This window comes from Plantactinospora sp. B24E8, assembly GCF_039871735.1.
Taxonomy (GTDB): domain Bacteria; phylum Actinomycetota; class Actinomycetes; order Mycobacteriales; family Micromonosporaceae; genus Plantactinospora.
This window is the reverse complement of sequence record NZ_JBDPMH010000030.1, coordinates 76,008-90,896: the sequence shown is the minus strand read 5'-3', so window position 1 is coordinate 90,896 and position 14,889 is coordinate 76,008. Positions and strand designations below refer to the sequence as shown.

The 14,889-nt window shown below is 71.2% G+C and carries 16 protein-coding genes; 11 read left to right on the top strand and 5 right to left on the bottom strand.

Annotated elements, in window-relative coordinates:
* The first annotated feature begins 136 nt into the window (after positions 1 to 136).
* Positions 137 to 1,423, top strand: coding sequence for a glycoside hydrolase domain-containing protein (locus ABGB21_RS29215; protein WP_347680501.1), 1,287 nt, complete (start codon positions 137 to 139; stop codon positions 1,421 to 1,423).
* Between the two features lie 85 nt (positions 1,424 to 1,508).
* Here the strand turns inward: ABGB21_RS29215 and ABGB21_RS29210 are convergent, their stop codons facing one another.
* Entirely contained in the window at positions 1,509 to 2,615 is a 1,107-nt protein-coding gene (locus ABGB21_RS29210) for a citrate synthase 2 (protein WP_347657534.1), read from the bottom strand.
* 68 nt (positions 2,616 to 2,683) lie between these two features.
* On the opposite strand from ABGB21_RS29210, the gene ABGB21_RS29205 reads away from it, so the two are divergent.
* The 7 genes from ABGB21_RS29205 (at position 2,684) to ABGB21_RS29175 (ending at position 10,067) form a co-directional block, all read left to right on the top strand.
* A complete protein-coding gene (locus ABGB21_RS29205) occupies positions 2,684 to 3,955 on the top strand; it encodes a citrate synthase (RefSeq protein ID WP_347657535.1) in 1,272 nt (423 codons plus the stop codon).
* Between the two features lie 290 nt (positions 3,956 to 4,245).
* Entirely contained in the window at positions 4,246 to 4,950 is a 705-nt protein-coding gene (locus tag ABGB21_RS29200) for a glycerophosphodiester phosphodiesterase family protein (RefSeq protein WP_347680497.1), read from the top strand.
* Between the two features lie 19 nt (positions 4,951 to 4,969).
* Positions 4,970 to 6,037 carry a sugar ABC transporter permease gene (locus ABGB21_RS29195; RefSeq protein ID WP_347680495.1) on the top strand — a complete coding sequence of 356 codons (1,068 nt, stop codon included), beginning with the start codon at positions 4,970 to 4,972 and terminating at the stop codon, positions 6,035 to 6,037.
* Positions 6,034 to 6,858, top strand: a complete 825-nt coding sequence (locus ABGB21_RS29190) for a carbohydrate ABC transporter permease (protein ID WP_347680493.1) — start codon at positions 6,034 to 6,036, stop codon at positions 6,856 to 6,858. The genes ABGB21_RS29195 and ABGB21_RS29190 overlap by 4 nt, the downstream gene beginning before the upstream one ends.
* 35 nt (positions 6,859 to 6,893) lie before the next feature.
* Positions 6,894 to 8,231: an ABC transporter substrate-binding protein gene (locus ABGB21_RS29185; RefSeq protein WP_347657539.1), complete on the top strand. Its 1,338-nt coding sequence runs from the start codon at positions 6,894 to 6,896 to the stop codon at positions 8,229 to 8,231.
* Between the two features lie 31 nt (positions 8,232 to 8,262).
* Positions 8,263 to 8,901, top strand: coding sequence for a GNAT family N-acetyltransferase (locus tag ABGB21_RS29180; protein ID WP_347680491.1), 639 nt, complete (start codon positions 8,263 to 8,265; stop codon positions 8,899 to 8,901).
* Positions 8,902 to 8,984: 83 nt separating this feature from the next.
* Entirely contained in the window at positions 8,985 to 10,067 is a 1,083-nt protein-coding gene (locus tag ABGB21_RS29175; RefSeq protein ID WP_347680489.1) for a hypothetical protein, read from the top strand.
* Here the strand turns inward: ABGB21_RS29175 and ABGB21_RS29170 are convergent.
* Entirely contained in the window at positions 10,033 to 10,686 is a 654-nt protein-coding gene (locus tag ABGB21_RS29170; protein ID WP_347657542.1) for a M23 family metallopeptidase, read from the bottom strand. The two genes, ABGB21_RS29175 and ABGB21_RS29170, sit on opposite strands and share 35 nt — an antisense overlap.
* Before the next feature lie 72 nt (positions 10,687 to 10,758).
* The gene (locus ABGB21_RS29165; protein ID WP_347657543.1) at positions 10,759 to 11,220 is read right to left on the bottom strand and encodes a hypothetical protein; all 462 of its coding nucleotides are present in this window, start codon (positions 11,218 to 11,220) and stop codon (positions 10,759 to 10,761) included.
* Positions 11,221 to 11,505: 285 nt separating this feature from the next.
* On the opposite strand from ABGB21_RS29165, the gene ABGB21_RS29160 reads away from it, so the two are divergent.
* Entirely contained in the window at positions 11,506 to 12,420 is a 915-nt protein-coding gene (locus ABGB21_RS29160) for a hypothetical protein (protein ID WP_347657544.1), read from the top strand.
* A 421-nt stretch (positions 12,421 to 12,841) separates the two neighbouring features.
* Here ABGB21_RS29160 and ABGB21_RS29155 read toward each other — a convergent pair whose 3' ends face one another.
* A complete protein-coding gene (locus ABGB21_RS29155) occupies positions 12,842 to 13,087 on the bottom strand; it encodes a hypothetical protein (protein WP_347657545.1) in 246 nt (81 codons plus the stop codon).
* Positions 13,087 to 13,407: a DivIVA domain-containing protein gene (locus ABGB21_RS29150; protein WP_347657546.1), complete on the bottom strand. Its 321-nt coding sequence runs from the start codon at positions 13,405 to 13,407 to the stop codon at positions 13,087 to 13,089. Before ABGB21_RS29150 ends, ABGB21_RS29155 begins: the two co-directional genes overlap by 1 nt.
* A 306-nt stretch (positions 13,408 to 13,713) precedes the next feature.
* On the opposite strand from ABGB21_RS29150, the gene ABGB21_RS29145 reads away from it, so the two are divergent.
* Together ABGB21_RS29145 and ABGB21_RS29140 are read left to right on the top strand one after the other, a co-directional pair.
* Positions 13,714 to 14,604 (top strand): helix-turn-helix transcriptional regulator, encoded by an 891-nt coding sequence (locus tag ABGB21_RS29145; RefSeq protein WP_347657547.1) that lies wholly within the window; start codon positions 13,714 to 13,716, stop codon positions 14,602 to 14,604.
* Positions 14,597 to 14,800: a DUF397 domain-containing protein gene (locus ABGB21_RS29140; RefSeq protein WP_347657548.1), complete on the top strand. Its 204-nt coding sequence runs from the start codon at positions 14,597 to 14,599 to the stop codon at positions 14,798 to 14,800. Before ABGB21_RS29145 ends, ABGB21_RS29140 begins: the two co-directional genes overlap by 8 nt.
* Positions 14,801 to 14,889 lie beyond the last annotated feature (89 nt).

Below are 14,889 nucleotides of genomic sequence, written 5' to 3'. Positions count from 1 at the left end.
GACGCGGGCGGCGGCCGGGCCGTTTCCGTCCCCGTTGCCAACGACAGCTAGCGGCAACCGTCGATGCGTGATAGAAAGCTTCCAATCATCCGGTCCGTATGAAAATTACCTTCTGAGGGAGGCTCGGGTGAAAGGGATGATGGCAGCTCTGGCCGGCCTGGCGACCCTGCTCACCGGTTCGGCCGTGGCGACCGCCTCGCCGACGATCACCGACGGCACGCCCGCGACGCCGGTGGCCGCGACCGGCGTGGCAGCCGACGCATCCGGGGCGTCCGCCGCGGCGGTCGGCCCCCAGCCCGGCACCTTCGTCGGCCGGGGCTTCGACACCTGCGCCGCGCCCGCCCAGGCCACGATGAACGCCTGGCGGGCGAGTTCCCCGTACCGGGCGGTCGGCATCTACATCAGCGGTGCCAGCCGCTCGTGCGCCCAGCCGAACCTGACCGCGACCTGGGTCAGCAACCAGACCAGCAACGGCTGGCGCCTGATCCCGATCGAGCTCGACTACCAGGCCCCGTGCGGCACCCGGACACCGAAGATGTCCGGCGACCCGGCGGTGGCCCGCTCCCAGGGCACGAGCCGGGCGACCGCCGCGGTGAGTGCCGCCCAGGCGCTGGGCATTCCCGCCGGCAGCACGATCTACAACGACATCGAGCACTACCCGTCGAACGCGTCGTGTCGGGCCGCCGTGCTGTCGTACCTCTCCGGCTGGACGGAACGGCTGCACACCCTCGGCTACCTCTCGGGCATGTACTCCAGTGGCTCGTCCGGCGTGCAGGACCTGTGCGCCGCGTACCACGACCCGGCGTACACCCGGGTCGACCACCTCTGGTTCGCCTGGTGGAACGACGTGGCCGACCTGGACGCCGGCCCGTACTGCCCGGCGGAGTACTACGACGACCACCAGCGGCTGCACCAGTACGCCGGCGACGTCTACGAGACCTGGGGCGGGGTGCGGATGCGGATCGACCGCAACTACCTCGACGTCGCCCCCGGCACCGGCCAGCCACCGCCGACCTGGAGCAGCACCGTCGACAACACCACCGCCGGACGGTTCACCGCCAGTACGAACTGGGGTACCTCGACCTACTCCGACCAGCGCCACGGCGCCGACTACCGGTTCGCCGAGCCCGTCGCCGCCAGCGACGTCGCCTGGTTCCGGCTGGACATCCCGGAGACCGCCCGCTACGAGGTCTCGGTCTGGTACGCCGCGAACGCCGGCTACAACGACGCGACGCCGTACGTCGTCGCCACCACCACCGGCAACCAGACGGTACGGGTGGACCAGCGGACCGGTGGCGGACGCTGGGTCCCGCTCGGCGTCTTCACCCTGCCCGCCGGGGACGGTGACCGGGTCGGGGTGAGCCGGTGGACCACCGGCACCGGCTACGTCATCGCCGACGCGGTCCGGGTCACCCGGATCTGAGGCACCGGGGACGACCGCGGGTCCCGGCGACACCACGGCCGGCCGGGATCATCCGGGCCGGCCGTGGCGGCGGACCGGTGTCGGGTCAGCGGGCGGCCAGGACCCGGTCCCAGCCGGGCAGCTGCCCGGGCTCCCGGTCGGGCACCCCGACGTAGTCCGCCGACGGGCGGATGATCTTGCCAAGCCGCTTCTGTTCCAGGATGTGCGCGCTCCACCCGGCGGTCCGGGCGCAGGTGAACAGCGGGGTGAAGAGTTCCGCCGGCACCCCGGCGAAGTCCAGCACGACCGCGGCCCAGAACTCGACGTTGGTCTCCAGCACCCGGTCCGGCTTGCGCTCCCGCAGCTCGGCCAGCGCCGCCTCCTCCAAGGCGAGGGCCGCCTGGTAGCGGGGAGCGCCGAGCTCCCGGGCCGCCGTACGCAGGATGCGGGCCCGCGGATCCTCGGCGCGGTAGATCGGATGCCCGAAACCCATCAGCCGACGCCCGCTGTCCAGCACCTCCCGGACGTAACCGCGCGCGTCGCCACGCTTCTCCACCGCCTCGACCATGCCGAGCGCCCGGGCCGGGGCGCCGCCGTGCAGCGGGCCGGACATCGACGCGACGGCCGCGGAGAGGCAGGCCGCGACGTCCGCGCCGGTGCTGGCCACCACCCGGCCGGTGAACGTCGAGGCGTTCATCCCGTGCTCGGCCGCGCAGGTCCAGTACCGGTCGATCGCCTCGACCTGACGCGGGTCCGGTTCGCCCTGCCAACGAATCATGAAGCGTTCGGTGATGTTCCGGCCCTCGTCGATCAGCCGCTGCGGTACGGCGGGCAGCCGTGCCCCACGGGCGGCCTGGGCGACGAACGACAGCATCATCACCGAGGTCCGCGCCAGGTCCTCGCGGGCCTGCCCGTCACTGATGTCGATCAAGGGTCGCAGTCCCCAGTACGGCGACATCATCGCCGTCGCCGCCTGCACGTCCACCCGGATGTCACCGGAGTGCACCGGCACCGGGAACGGCTCGGCGGCGGGCAGGCCGTGGCGGAAGTCGCCGTCGACCAGCAGGCCCCACACGTCGGCGAAGCCGGCCCGGCCGATCAGGTCCTCCACGTTGACACCGCGGTAGCGCAGGAAGCCGCCGTCGCGGTCCGGTTCGGCGATCTCGGTGTCGAAGGCCACCACGCCGGCAAGTCCTGGGTTCACGTTCAGCATCGGCTCAATGTCCGGTCCCGGCGTCAACCCTGTCAACGTTGATTCAGTCAACATGGGATCATGGCCACATGACCGAGGACCGGCTGCTGACCACCGAGGAGGTCGCCCGCCGGCTGGGCGTGAAAAAGGAGACGGTGTACGCCTACGTCAGCCGTGGGCTGCTGGCCAGCCGACGCAACGGCGACGGCAAGGCGAGCCTCTTCGCCGAGTCGGACGTACTGGCCTTCGCGGCGGGGCGACGCCGGTCCCGGTCCGTTCCCGACGCCCCGGCGATCCACACCGGGATCACCCTGATCACCGACGACGCCCTGTTCTACCGGGGGCACGCCGTCGGAGTGCTGGCGCGTACCGAGTCGTTCGAGTCCGTCGTCACGCTGTTGTGGAGCGGCGAACTGCGACACGTTCCGCTGACCCCGGACGACGGGCTGCGCCGGCTCGCCACGGCGGTGACCGGGCCGCTGCCGCCGACCGCGCGGCTGGCCGACCGACTCCGACTCATCGTCGCGGCCGCCGGTGCGGCGGACCGGCTGCGGTTCGACACGACCGACGCGGCCGTCGTGTCGACCGGCCGGACGATGCTGGACACCATGGTCGCGGCCCTGCCGGTACGGGTGTCCGGGGCCGACCCGGCGACGCGGTTTCCGCTCGCCTGCGCGCTGTGGCGGCGGCTCAGCCCGGTCGAGCCGACCCCGGCGGGGGTCGCCGCGCTCAACGCCGCCCTTGTCGTGCTGGCCGACCACGACATCGCCGCCTCGACCCTCGCGGCGCGGGTGGCCGCGTCGACCCGGGCACACCCGTACGCGGTGGTCGGCGCCGGACTGGCCGCGATGGACGGGCCGCTGCACGGCGGGGCGAGCGGGCTGACCTACCGGATGCTGGCCGAGGCGGTCCGCTCCGGCGATCCGGTCGGCACGGTCTCCGACCGGCTGCGTGCCGAGGGCTGGGTCCCCGGCTTCGGGCATCCGCTGTATCCGGCGGGCGACCCCCGAGCGGCCATCCTGCTCGACCTTCTCCGGGCCACCCCGGACGTCGACAAGCATCGCGGGCCGACGCGGCCCCCGGGCGGGGATGACAGCGACCCGACCGGCGAGGTCGTCGCCGAGGTGGCCACGACGGTCACCCGTCGTTCCGGCAAGCTGCCCAACGTGGACTTCGCGGTCGCCGCGCTCGCGCTGCGGTACCGGATGGACCTGGACGCGGGCGAGGCGGTCTTCGCGGTCGCCCGGACGGCCGGTTGGCTCGCGCACGCCCTGGAGGAGTACACCGACCGCCCCAGCCGGTTCCGGCCCAGCGGTCGGTACGCCGGGCAGTTGCCGAGGGACGCCCGTCCGGGCGGATGACCGTGGCCCGGCCACCAGGGCCCGACGCGGCAGATTCTTAACGCCCGATGGCCGTTTCTTAACATCACGGTGCCATGACCGGTGGACCGCCCGCCGTCGCGTCGCACCCAGTGTCCGGCACACGCTCGGTACTCGCTCCACTTTCTCCTGCTCTACCGCCCGGCCGTAGCACTTGCCCCGTCAGTGTCGATCGTGTTAACTACCGGCTGTCTGTGTTAACTCCATCCGTGATAGCAACGGTTTCGGGCGTTAAAACGGCTCGACCGTCTCCGATCGCACGAGGAGGCGTTTTGTTCCTGACGATCGCGCACCGCGGGGACCCGCTCGCCCACCGCGAGAACACCATGCCCGCCTTCCGGTCGGCGGCGGCGAAGGGCGCGAACACCCTCGAGTTCGACCTGCGGCTCACCCGGGACGGACGGATCGCCCTACTGCACGACGCCCGGCTGGACCGGCTCTGGGGCGTACCGGCGGCGATCGCCGACCTGACCCTCGACGAGGTACGGGCCGCCGGCGCCGACGACCAGCAGGTGCCCACCCTGGACGAACTACTCGTCGCCTTTCCGGAGACGACGTTCCTGGTCGACCTGAAGACCGACGACGTGATCGAACCCGCGGTACGCGAACTACGCCGACACGGCGACGCCTTCGACCGGGCCATCTTCGTCGCGGCCCGGCAGGGCGGCCGGGAAGCCCTGGTCCGGCTGCGTACCGCCGAGCCCGACGCGCTGATCGGACTGGACTGGACCGAGCCGGTCCCGCCGTCGGAGGACCTGCTCGACGCGATGCGTCCGCAGTACTTCGGTCCGCGGTGGCGGGTCGCCGACGCCTGCGGGGTGCCCGCGATGCGGGAGCGCGGCTACCGGGTCTGGGTCGGCCCGCTCGCCGCCGAGGCGGACCTGGCCGCCGCGTACGCCTACGGCGTGGACGGCATCGTCAGCGACGACATCGACGCTCTGCTCCGGCTGGCCGCGCCCGTCGCGGCCGGCGAGTGAACCGACGGAGACCGGGGAGGTGACGGAGGTGCCAGCCAGCGAGGCGGTGCTGCCGGCCGACGACACCGCGCTGCCCCGCACCGGATCGGACAGTGCCGAATCGGACAGTGCCGGATCGGGCAGTGCCGGGACGGGCCGCGCCGGGACGGGCCGCGCCGGGACGGCGCCGGGCAACCCCCGCACCACACGCACCGGACGCCGCGCCCGACACCGTCGCCGGCTGCGGGAGTACGCCCTCTTCCTGGCCCTGGTGGCACCCAACTTCCTGCTGCTCGGCGTCTTCTCGTACTGGCCGGTCGTGTACAACGCCTACCTGAGCCTGACCGAGTGGGACATGATCGCGCCGGTCAAGCGCTTCGTCGGGCTGGACAACTACGTCGACCTCCTCACCGGCGGCGAGTTCCCCGGAGTGCTGCGCACCACGGCGTACTTCATGGTCGGGGTGGTCGGAGGCAGCCTGCTGCTCGGCCTGGCCGTGGCGGTCCTGCTCAACCAGCGGCTCCGCGGTCGGGGGCTGGTCCGGACGATGGTCTTCGCCCCGCACGTGCTCTCCGGCGCGGCGGTCGGACTCGCCTGGCTGTTCATCTTCGACCCCAACTACGGACTGTCCCGGTTCCTGTTCGAGCTGGTCGGGGCGGACTCACCCGCCTGGCTCACCGACTCGGACCGGGCCCTGCCGGCGATCATCGTCGTCTACCTGTGGAAGAATATCGGTTTCTGCGCCATCGTCTACCTCGCCGGTCTGCAGAACCTGCCGAAGGACCTGTACGAGTCGGCGGCGCTGGACGGTGCCGGCCCGTGGCGGGTGTTCCGCCGGATCACCCTGCCGCTGCTCTCCCCGGTGACGTTCTTCCTGACGGTGACCACGATCATCTCGTCGTTCCAGGCGTTCGACGTGATCGCGGTGATGACCGACGGTGGCCCGGGCGGGGCGACGACCATCCTCTCCTGGTACGTCTACGACAAGGGATTCAGCGACTTCCAGGCCGGCCCGGCCGCCTCCGGGGCGATGGTGATGTTCGCGATCCTGCTCGTGGTCACCCTGCTGCAGACCCGCTACCTCGAACGGAAGGTGCACTACCGGTGACCACTCGGCTGCGCCGGTTCGGCCTCCACCTCCTGCTCGCCCTGCTCGGCGTGCTCATGGTCGGGCCGCTGTACTGGCTGTTCACCTCCTCGTTGAAGCAGTCCGCCGACATCTACACGTTCCCGCCGGTCTGGTGGCCCGGCAGCCTGCGGTGGGACAACTATCCGGAGGCGTGGCGGGCCGCACCGTTCGCGGACTTCTTCGTCAACTCGGCGGTCACCACCGCCGCCGGCACCCTGCTCGAGGTGACCAACGCGGTCCTCACCGCGTACGCCTTCGTCTACCTGCGGTTCCCCGGCAAGCGGGTGCTGTTCGCGGTGCTGCTCAGCGCGCTGATGGTGCCCGGACACGTCACCCTGTTGGCCAACTACCTGACCGTCGCCGACCTGGGCTGGATCAACACCTACCAGGGCATCATCATCCCCGGCGCGGCCAGCGCGTTCGGTGCGTTCCTGCTGCGCCAGCACATGCTGACCATCCCCACCGAGATCGTCGAGGCGGCCCGGGCCGACGGCGCCGGCCACCTGCGGATCCTCTACCGGGTCGTCCTGCCGCTGTCCCGACCGATGCTGATCACCGTGACCATCGTGTCGCTGGTCGGCAAGTGGAACGACTTCATCTGGCCGCTCATCGTCACCAACACCGACACGATGCGGACCCTGCCGGTCGGCCTGCTGATGCTCAAACAGGCCGACGGGTACGTCAACTGGGGCGCGGTCATGGCCGCCACGGTGTTCGTCGTCCTACCCGTACTCGCCGTCTTCTTCGTCGCCCAACGACACATCGTCGCCGGCCTCACCCAGGGCGCGGTCAAGGGCTGACGTCCTGATCATGTCTTGAGCCCCCGGAGGAAACCATGTCCGTCCCCCTGTCCCGCCGTCGTCTGCTCGGCCTCGCCGGCGGCACCGCGCTCGCACTGACCCCGCTCGGCTGTGGCGGCGGTGGCGGCAGCGGCCAGTACAGCCAGCCGAAGGGCGACGTCCCGGCGCAGTACCGCAAACGGCAACGAGTGGTGATCTGGTACCCGTACACCGGTGTCACCGGCGAGGCGTTCAACCGACTCGTCGGCAGGTTCAACGAGTCCCAGCAGGACGTCTACCTGGAGGCACAGTTCCAGGGCACGTACGACGAGGTGGCCCAGAAGCTCGCCGCCGGTCTGCAGGCCCGACAGATCCCGGAACTGTGCATCTTCTCCGAGGTCTCCTGGCACCGGTTCCACCTCAACCAGACCCTGGAGCCGTTGACCGGCTACTTCACCGACGGTTTCTCCCCCACCGAGTACGTCGACTCGCTGATCAGCGAGGGCACGGTCCGGGGCGAGGTGTGGTGGGTGCCGTTCGGCCGCAGTACGCCGCTGTTCTACTACAACCGGGACATGTTCGCGAAGGCCGGACTGCCGGACCGGGGTCCGAAGACCTGGGACGAGCTGCGGGAGTGGGCGCCGGAGCTGCGGAAGCTGACCGTCGGGGGCCGGGCGCCCCGGCTGCACGCGTACCCCCGGGTCGACGGTGACTGGATGTTCCAGGGCGCGGTGTGGCAGTGGGGCGGCAACTACTCCCGGGGGATGGAGGTCGCGATCGACACCGGCGGGGCGGTCGAGGCCGGCGAGTGGCAGCGGCGGCTGATCCACCAGGACAGGCTCGCCTACCTGGCGGAGAGCCCCCGGGTCGACTTCACCAACCAGCTGATCGCGACGCTGCAGGAGTCCACCGGGGTGATGACGGCGCTGACCAGGGAGGCGAAGTTCTCCTTCGGCGCTGCGTTCCTGCCCGAGCAGAAGGCGTTCGGTTGCCCGACCGGTGGCGGCGGGCTGGCGATGCTGGCCGGCGCGCCGAAGGAGCGCAAGGAGGCCGCGTTCGCCTTCGTCCGGTTCGCCGCCCGACCGGAGAACGTCGCACAGTGGTCGATCGACACCGGCTACCTGCCGTCGACGAAGGCCGCCCAGCAGACTCCACAGCTACGGCAACTCTTCGCCGAACGGCCCGGCTACCGGGTCGCGGTGGAGCAGTTGCCGAAGACCCGGGCGCAGGACCAGGTACGACTGCTGGTGCCGAACGCGAACAAGGCGATCTACGGCGGGCTGCAGAAGATCTACGCCGACAACCAGCCGGCCCAGCAGGTCTTCACGGCGGTCGCCGAGGAGCTGCGCCGCAACGCCGAGAGTGTCCGGGACGCCGTCGCCCGGTACAGCTGACCGTCGTGTGTAGACGGTAAGCTGCCCGACCATGGGCGCCTCGGATCCGGGACCGACGCCACCCCCGGCACCCACCGCCGGGGCGGCCCCGCACGGCGCCGCCCCGCACGGCGCCGCGCCGGGCGGTCCGGGCACCCCGGCCGGCGCCGGGACCGGGGTACGGACCATCGACGGCGGGTCGGCGTGGGCGGTACGCGACCAGTTGGTCGAGACGTACCGGGCGGTGTTCTGCGCGCCGCCGTGGAACGAGCCGCCCGCCCGGGCCGTCCGGTTCGCCGAACTGCTGGCCCTCTGGGTGGAGCAGCCCGGCTTCACCGCCGTCCTGGCCGGGCAGGACAGCGCGCTCACCGGTTTCGCGCTCGGGCTCACCACGCCGGACCCGTTCCCCGACGACCGCGCCTACGGTCAGGTACGCCGCCTCCTGGGCCCGGCCGCCGAGGCGCTCTCCGGTGCACTCGAGGTCGCCGAACTGGCCGTACTCCCGTCGGCGCGGCGGGGCGGGCTCGGTCGCCGACTGCTCGACGCGTTGGTGGCGGACCACCCGGCCTGGCTGCTCACCGTCCCCGGGATCGCCGGCACCGCCGCGTTCTACGACGCCGTCGGCTGGTTGCGGCACGCCACCGGGTACGGCATCACCGTCTACACCAACCGTCCGCTGCCGGACCGGTGACGGCGACCCCGCGCGACCTTCCGCCGGGGTGGACGGCCGATTCCCGGTTGCCCCGGAGGTGACGCGGGTACCAGGCTGGACCGGTGGACCTTGCCTGCGACGAGTCCGGTTCGGAGGGCGAGCGGCTCGTCGGTGGCGTGACGGACGTGTTCGCGCACGCCAGCGTACGGCTGCCGACCGAGGTGGCGGCGGAGTGCGTTCAGGAACTGCGGCGACAGATCCGCTCCCCGGCGACCGAGTACAAGGCGAACCACCTGCTCCGGGAGAAGAACCGCCGAACCCTGGTCTGGCTGTTCGGGCCGTCGGGTCCGATCCTCGGGCAGGCCCGGGTCCACCTGACCGACAAGGAGTTCTTCGTCGTACGCCGGATTGTCGACCTGCTGGTCGACGACGCCGACCACGCCGCGAGCCTGGGGCTGTGCCAGGGCCGGGAGGCGTGGATCATGGCGGTGACGCTCTACCGGGAGGGCCGGCGCGGGTTCCCCCGCGACCGGTGGAACGGCTTCCTGGAGGCGTTCAACTATCTGCTGCGGCCGAGGAACCGTCGGGGCGTCTGGCTCTCGGTCGACGACTTCTACCAGGTGGTGAACGACCTGCGGGGCCGGTCGGCGGGGCCGGCCGAGGAGATCCTCGGGCTGCTGCCCAAGGCCCGGGCCCGGTTGGAGTCGGTGCTGGAGGGTCTGCTCGACCGACCGGGTAGCGCGCCGGCGCTGAACCCGATCATCCCGGCGATCGTGTCGGCCGTCGCCTACTGGGGTGCCGACGGTGTGCCGGTTTCGATCGTCCACGACATCCAGACGGCGTTGACCGCAGAGCACGTCGGGCAGCTCCGACAGCTGTTCGGCGGGCCGGGTTCCGGGCCGCTGACCGGCGGGCCGGGTCGGGCGCGGCTGTCCACCGTGCCCGGCCTGGCGCCGGCAGGTCGGCTGGCCGGGCTGACGTTTGTCGAGTCACACCTGGATCCCCGGGTGCAGGTCGCCGACTTCCTCGCCGGGACGGCCCGGCGGATCGCCTCGGACACGCTCAATCGTCGCGGCGATCCGGAGCTGGTCGGACTGCTGCGTCCGTACGTCGACCCGGCCTCGATCTGGGCGGACGAGCCGAGCTGGTCGGCGCTGGCGCCGGCCCCGGTCAGCCGGCCGGGCAGTTGTTGCTCTTGCGGGTGACCGTGTACTCACGGTCGTCGTGGGTGATACCGGACGGTTCGCCGTCGAAGTGGGCCTCCACCTTCTCCCAGCGCCGACGCTGCTCGTAGTGCAGGTGCGGAGCCCCGGAGTTGCCGGTGCTGCCGACCTTGCCGATCTGTTCGCCCTGCTCGACCCGCTGGCCGACCCGGACCAGCGGCGGTTCGAGCAGGTGCAGGTACTGCGTCTCCCACCGACCCCCGTGGTCGATCTTCACCCAGTAGCCACCGCCACGACCGCGCGGGCCCTCCGGGTTGTCGGGCGTACGGCCACCCAGCGAGCCGTTGATCCCCGCCACGGTGACCTCGCCGGCGTACGACGCGAGCACCGGCCGGCCCCACGCCTCGCCCCTGGTCGGGAACAGGTCGACGTCGTAGTCGTCGTGGCCCGGATAGGTGCCGAGCTGCCAGGTCTCACCGCAGGCGACGGGGAGTTGGAAGAGCGGACGTGGTCCGGCCGGGCGCAGCAGCTGCACCAGCACCACGGTGGCGGCGACAACCGCGAGCACGGCCACGGCCGCGACCACGACGAGCACGACGCGCACCGTACGGCTACGGACACGACGGCGGGGGCGGTGGCTGGTCGGGTGGCCGGTCGTCACCGCCCCGAGGATGGCAGACGAGCGCAAGATCCCCGCTGCCGGGTCCCACCCTGTCACCCGTCGTGGTGCCGACTACTCGCGTCGGGAGACGCCTTCGGACCGCATCCCGGTCTGCTCCTCCAGCGGGCTGCCCCGCAGGTCGTCGAGCCCGCTGTCGTCCGGGAACGGGTTACGGGCCGGCGCCGGGTCGGGCGGGGCGCCGCCAGGTCCGGCCTCCGGCACCCTGCTCGGTTCGACCGATCCGAAGCCGTGCCGACCGGACTCCGGTGACCACGGCAGCGGACCCTCCGGTGGCTCGCCGTCGACCCCCGGCATCCCGGCCCCCTCCGGTCCGGCCCGGCGTTCGCCGCGTCGGGCGGGCGGCAGGCCGGCCTGTTCGCTTCCCTCGTCCAGCGGCGAATCCTCACCGGCGCCCCAGGGCGGATCCCGGTCGACGGTTCCGCCGGTGGTCCCCCACGGGCGGACCGACTCCGGACCACGCTCCTGACCGACCGGGTTTCCCTCGCCGTCCATCCGACGTCCGCTCGCCCCCATCGCCCCCACCTCCGCGCCGAGTCGTCCGGGCCACCCGTCACCGGCCGCCCGGGTCGTCGGACGTCGTCCGTGATCCGTCCGTGCCGGTATCCGTTTCCCCCGCCATCCGCCGGCCATGCCCCGGCGGCGCGGCGAGGATCGGCCGGACGGACAGGGGGGCGTACGACCAAACGTCATGAGTCGGTTTCACGACAACACGTCGCGCAGGTTCCACCTACGCTTCGCCGGCCGGCGCACCCCGCGTCGGGAAACGACCAGAATCGGCCCGCCTCGGAGGTTCGACCCGTGTCCGTCCTGACCAGCGAGGTGAAGAACGCCCGGAGTCCGGTGACCCGGTGGCTACGGGCGACGTTCCCGCACCACCAGGACGTGCAGGCGGACTACCGGGAGGGGATCGGACCAGCCCGGGTGCTGCCGGCCTCGACGGTCGCGCTGGGCACGCAGGGCGCGGCCATCGACTGGTGGCTGCGGTTTCTGGTCGACCCGGCGCCGTCGGTGAGCCTGGCCGCGAAAGGCTTGCGGCTCCGCCGGGCACCCGGCCGCCGCGCCGGTGTCGAGCTGCTGCGGGAGTTGGGTGCGCTCGACGCGGCGGGCAATCCTGGCCCGGTCCAGCCGGCCTCGCTCGGCGACCGGTCCGACGAGTGGTGGGCCCGGGTGTCGTACGCGCTGGCGCTGCTGGTCGAGCTGTACCGGGCGGCCCGGATCGACGGCTCCCGATTGATGTCGCTCGACCCGGAGAGCCGGTCTGTGGATCTGCTCGCACTGGCCACCAACGACGAGGTCGCCGACCTGATCGCGATGCGGGACCTCGCGGTGGAGCGGCTGTTGCCGTCGTTGCCGGTCGGACAGGTGGTGACCGGGTCGACGTTCGACGGCAGTGCCGACCTCCACGCCGACGCCGACCTGATCGTCGGTGGCACGCTTGTGGACTTCAAGGCCACGCAGGGGAAGCGGCGTGCGGACGGCACCCGGTTCGCGGCCCTGGAGCGGCCGGAGCTGGACCAGTTGCTCGGGTACGTCCTGCTCGACTACTCCGATTCGTTCGCGTTGGACACGGTGGCGATCTACGCCGCCCGGTTCGGGGCGTACACGTCGTGGCCACTTGCCGACCTGTGCGCCGAGTTGGCCGGCCACCCGGTCGACCTGCCGACGCTGCGCAAGGAGTTCGCCGGGGTGCTCCGCGGTGGTTCAGGGACGTGACCCTTTGAGGCACCTGGTGTCGAGCGCATCGAAGAGGCGACGTGGAGTCATCTCGAACTCCCTCATCACGTCCTGAGTAACGCGAACCAATCCGGCGGCTGCGTGGTCCGGATCATTGACCAATTTTGAACCTCAACCGCGCGGCGCACCCGCCCCCACTTCCACCTCCGCCACCATGGACCAGAAGGGGAGGTGGAAAAGATCACGACCATCGGTTACGGCTGTTCCGCAGATACGGGTGCGGAACACGACCGCGACAGTCCGGGCATCGGAACCGGGCGCCGCACTGCGGACACCACCGCGACTTCACCTTGAACAGGAACAGACCGGCAGCGAAGCCGAACACCCCGACCACCACCAGCGTCAGCACCAGACGCACGGGCTCACTCCTCTGGTTTCACAGGCCAACAGGGGTGTCGGGTCAACGTCGGAGCCGGCGGGAACAGGGGCCGTCGTGGCCAACTCGCAGCAGACAGTCCCGACCGTCCGGCAGCGTCAGGTCGCAGAAGACCCGGTGTCGTACGCCGGGACCACCGTCCTCGGCGACGGTGGTGGCACGGGGGTCAACATGCGGCAGAAAACTCGTCGTCCGGGCGACCACTCGGGCCAACCGGATCGCGGTGTGCAGGTCGACGGCGGTGACCGGAAGCTGGATGACGTACCGCATCAGGGCCAGCCCCGCTCGCCGACCGTGCCGGCCTGCTCCGACTGCCACCGCCGCAACGCGTCCTTGATCCGCGCCGTCTCCTCCCGACTACGCGCCACCGCCTCGTACGCGGCGGCCAGGTCGTCGGCGACCTGGGCGAGGAAGGCCCGGACCTCGGCCTGGTCGAAGCCGCGCTGCCCGACCCGGGCGATCCGGAACCGTCGGTCCCGCACCTGCCACGGCCGCAGCGGCAGGTACGCCGCCGACCGGTAACGGCCACTGTCCCGCTGCTCTCTCGCCGGCCGCTTCGACCGACGGAAACCCGATAACCCGACCCGCACGACGAGCCCACCTCTCTTCGGGATTGGTAATGGCCGAGGCGACCCCACGGCGCGAATGGGGTATGCATCGGACACGACACAACGGACCAGAGCAGCGCGCTCCGGCCACTGAAAGACAACGCGTCAATTCGCCAAACACGCCCGTTCAGGGATCGACAACCGACTTCCTTCACGACATCCTGAGGGAGCCCCGAGCAAACCCGCAATGCCACGACGGAGAGAGCAGTTGACTTTCTTTCTCGCAACGGTCGCGTGTTGCAGGGGCAGGTCCCGGAGTGTTACCTGATGGAACTGGGGAGATCAAAAATGGCAGAAGAGATCGGCTCGACGGTGCCCCGGCGGCAGCTCGGCCGGCTGCTGCGGCAGTACCGCACCGAGGCCGGCGTCACGCTCGACGCCGCCGCCAACGCGCTCGAGTACAGCCGCCAGAAGGTGTGGCGGATCGAGAGTGGAGTGGGCGTGGTCCGGCTGCTCGACGTGAAGGCGATGTGCGAGCTGTACGGGGTCACCCCCGAGATGACCGAGGCGATCCGTGGCCTCGCCACCGAGACCAGGTCGAAGGGCTGGTGGCACGCGTACGGCGACGCCATCCCGAGCTGGTTCGAGATGTACGTCGGCCTGGAGACCACCGCCTCCCACCTGCGCCGATATGACGAGTCGCTGATTCCGGGCCTCTTCCAGACCTGGGATTACGCGCACGCGATCTACCGGCTCGACCGACCGTTCGCCAGCGAGGAGGAACTCGAACGCCTGGTCGAGGTCCGGATGCAGCGCCAGTCCCTGCTGACCCGCCGGCTGCCCAAGCCGCCGAGGCTGGACGCCGTCATCTCCGAGGCGGTCCTCCGCCGAACCCTCGGTGGATCGGATGTCATGACCGCCCAGCTCCAGCACCTGCGGGAGGTGGCCGAACTGCCGGACGTGTCGCTGCGGGTGTTGCCGCTGGCCGCCGGCCCGCATCCCGGGGCGGTGGCGGGGTCGTTTGTCATCCTCGACTTCCCGCCCGGCAACGGCGGCCGCAGCCTCCCGGAGCCGTCCGTCGCCTACACCGAATCACTCACCGGGGCCCTCTACCTCGACCGGCCGGAGGAACTGGCGGCCTACGTGAACGTGTGGAAGAGACTGACCGCGCTCGCGCTCGATGAGGGACAATCGACGAACTTGATCAGCACTATCATCAGTGAGGCCCGAGATGACTGACCTGACCGGCGCACGCTGGCGCACGAGCACACGCAGTGGCGGCAACGGCGGTGACTGCGTGGAGGTCGCCGACAACCTGTCCGGCGTCGTCGGGCTCCGCGACAGCAAGGACCCGACCGGTCCCGTCCTGCGTTTCGCCCCGGGCGCCTGGGCCGCCTTCGTGACCACCGTCAAGAGCAGCGCCCTTCGGCGTTGACCAACCGGGACCGGGTACGTCTCCCTGAACAGGAGGCGTACCCGGTCCCGGCCGGTCGGCGTGCTCTCACCACCCCGCCCCGGCACCAG

What these genes read in the sequence shown, in the direction of transcription:
- ABGB21_RS29145 (WP_347657547.1), top strand. Translation starts at nt 13,714, where the DNA reads ATGGCAGAAGAGATCGGCTCGACGGTGCCCCGGCGGCAGCTCGGCCGG.
- ABGB21_RS29165 (WP_347657543.1), bottom strand. Translation starts at nt 11,220, where the DNA reads ATGGGGGCGAGCGGACGTCGGATGGACGGCGAGGGAAACCCGGTCGGT.
- ABGB21_RS29185 (WP_347657539.1), top strand. Translation starts at nt 6,894, where the DNA reads ATGTCCGTCCCCCTGTCCCGCCGTCGTCTGCTCGGCCTCGCCGGCGGC.
- ABGB21_RS29180 (WP_347680491.1), top strand. Translation starts at nt 8,263, where the DNA reads ATGGGCGCCTCGGATCCGGGACCGACGCCACCCCCGGCACCCACCGCC.
- ABGB21_RS29215 (WP_347680501.1), top strand. Translation starts at nt 137, where the DNA reads ATGATGGCAGCTCTGGCCGGCCTGGCGACCCTGCTCACCGGTTCGGCC.
- ABGB21_RS29140 (WP_347657548.1), top strand. Translation starts at nt 14,597, where the DNA reads ATGACTGACCTGACCGGCGCACGCTGGCGCACGAGCACACGCAGTGGC.
- ABGB21_RS29155 (WP_347657545.1), bottom strand. Translation starts at nt 13,087, where the DNA reads ATGCGGTACGTCATCCAGCTTCCGGTCACCGCCGTCGACCTGCACACC.
- ABGB21_RS29210 (WP_347657534.1), bottom strand. Translation starts at nt 2,615, where the DNA reads ATGCTGAACGTGAACCCAGGACTTGCCGGCGTGGTGGCCTTCGACACC.
- ABGB21_RS29205 (WP_347657535.1), top strand. Translation starts at nt 2,684, where the DNA reads ATGACCGAGGACCGGCTGCTGACCACCGAGGAGGTCGCCCGCCGGCTG.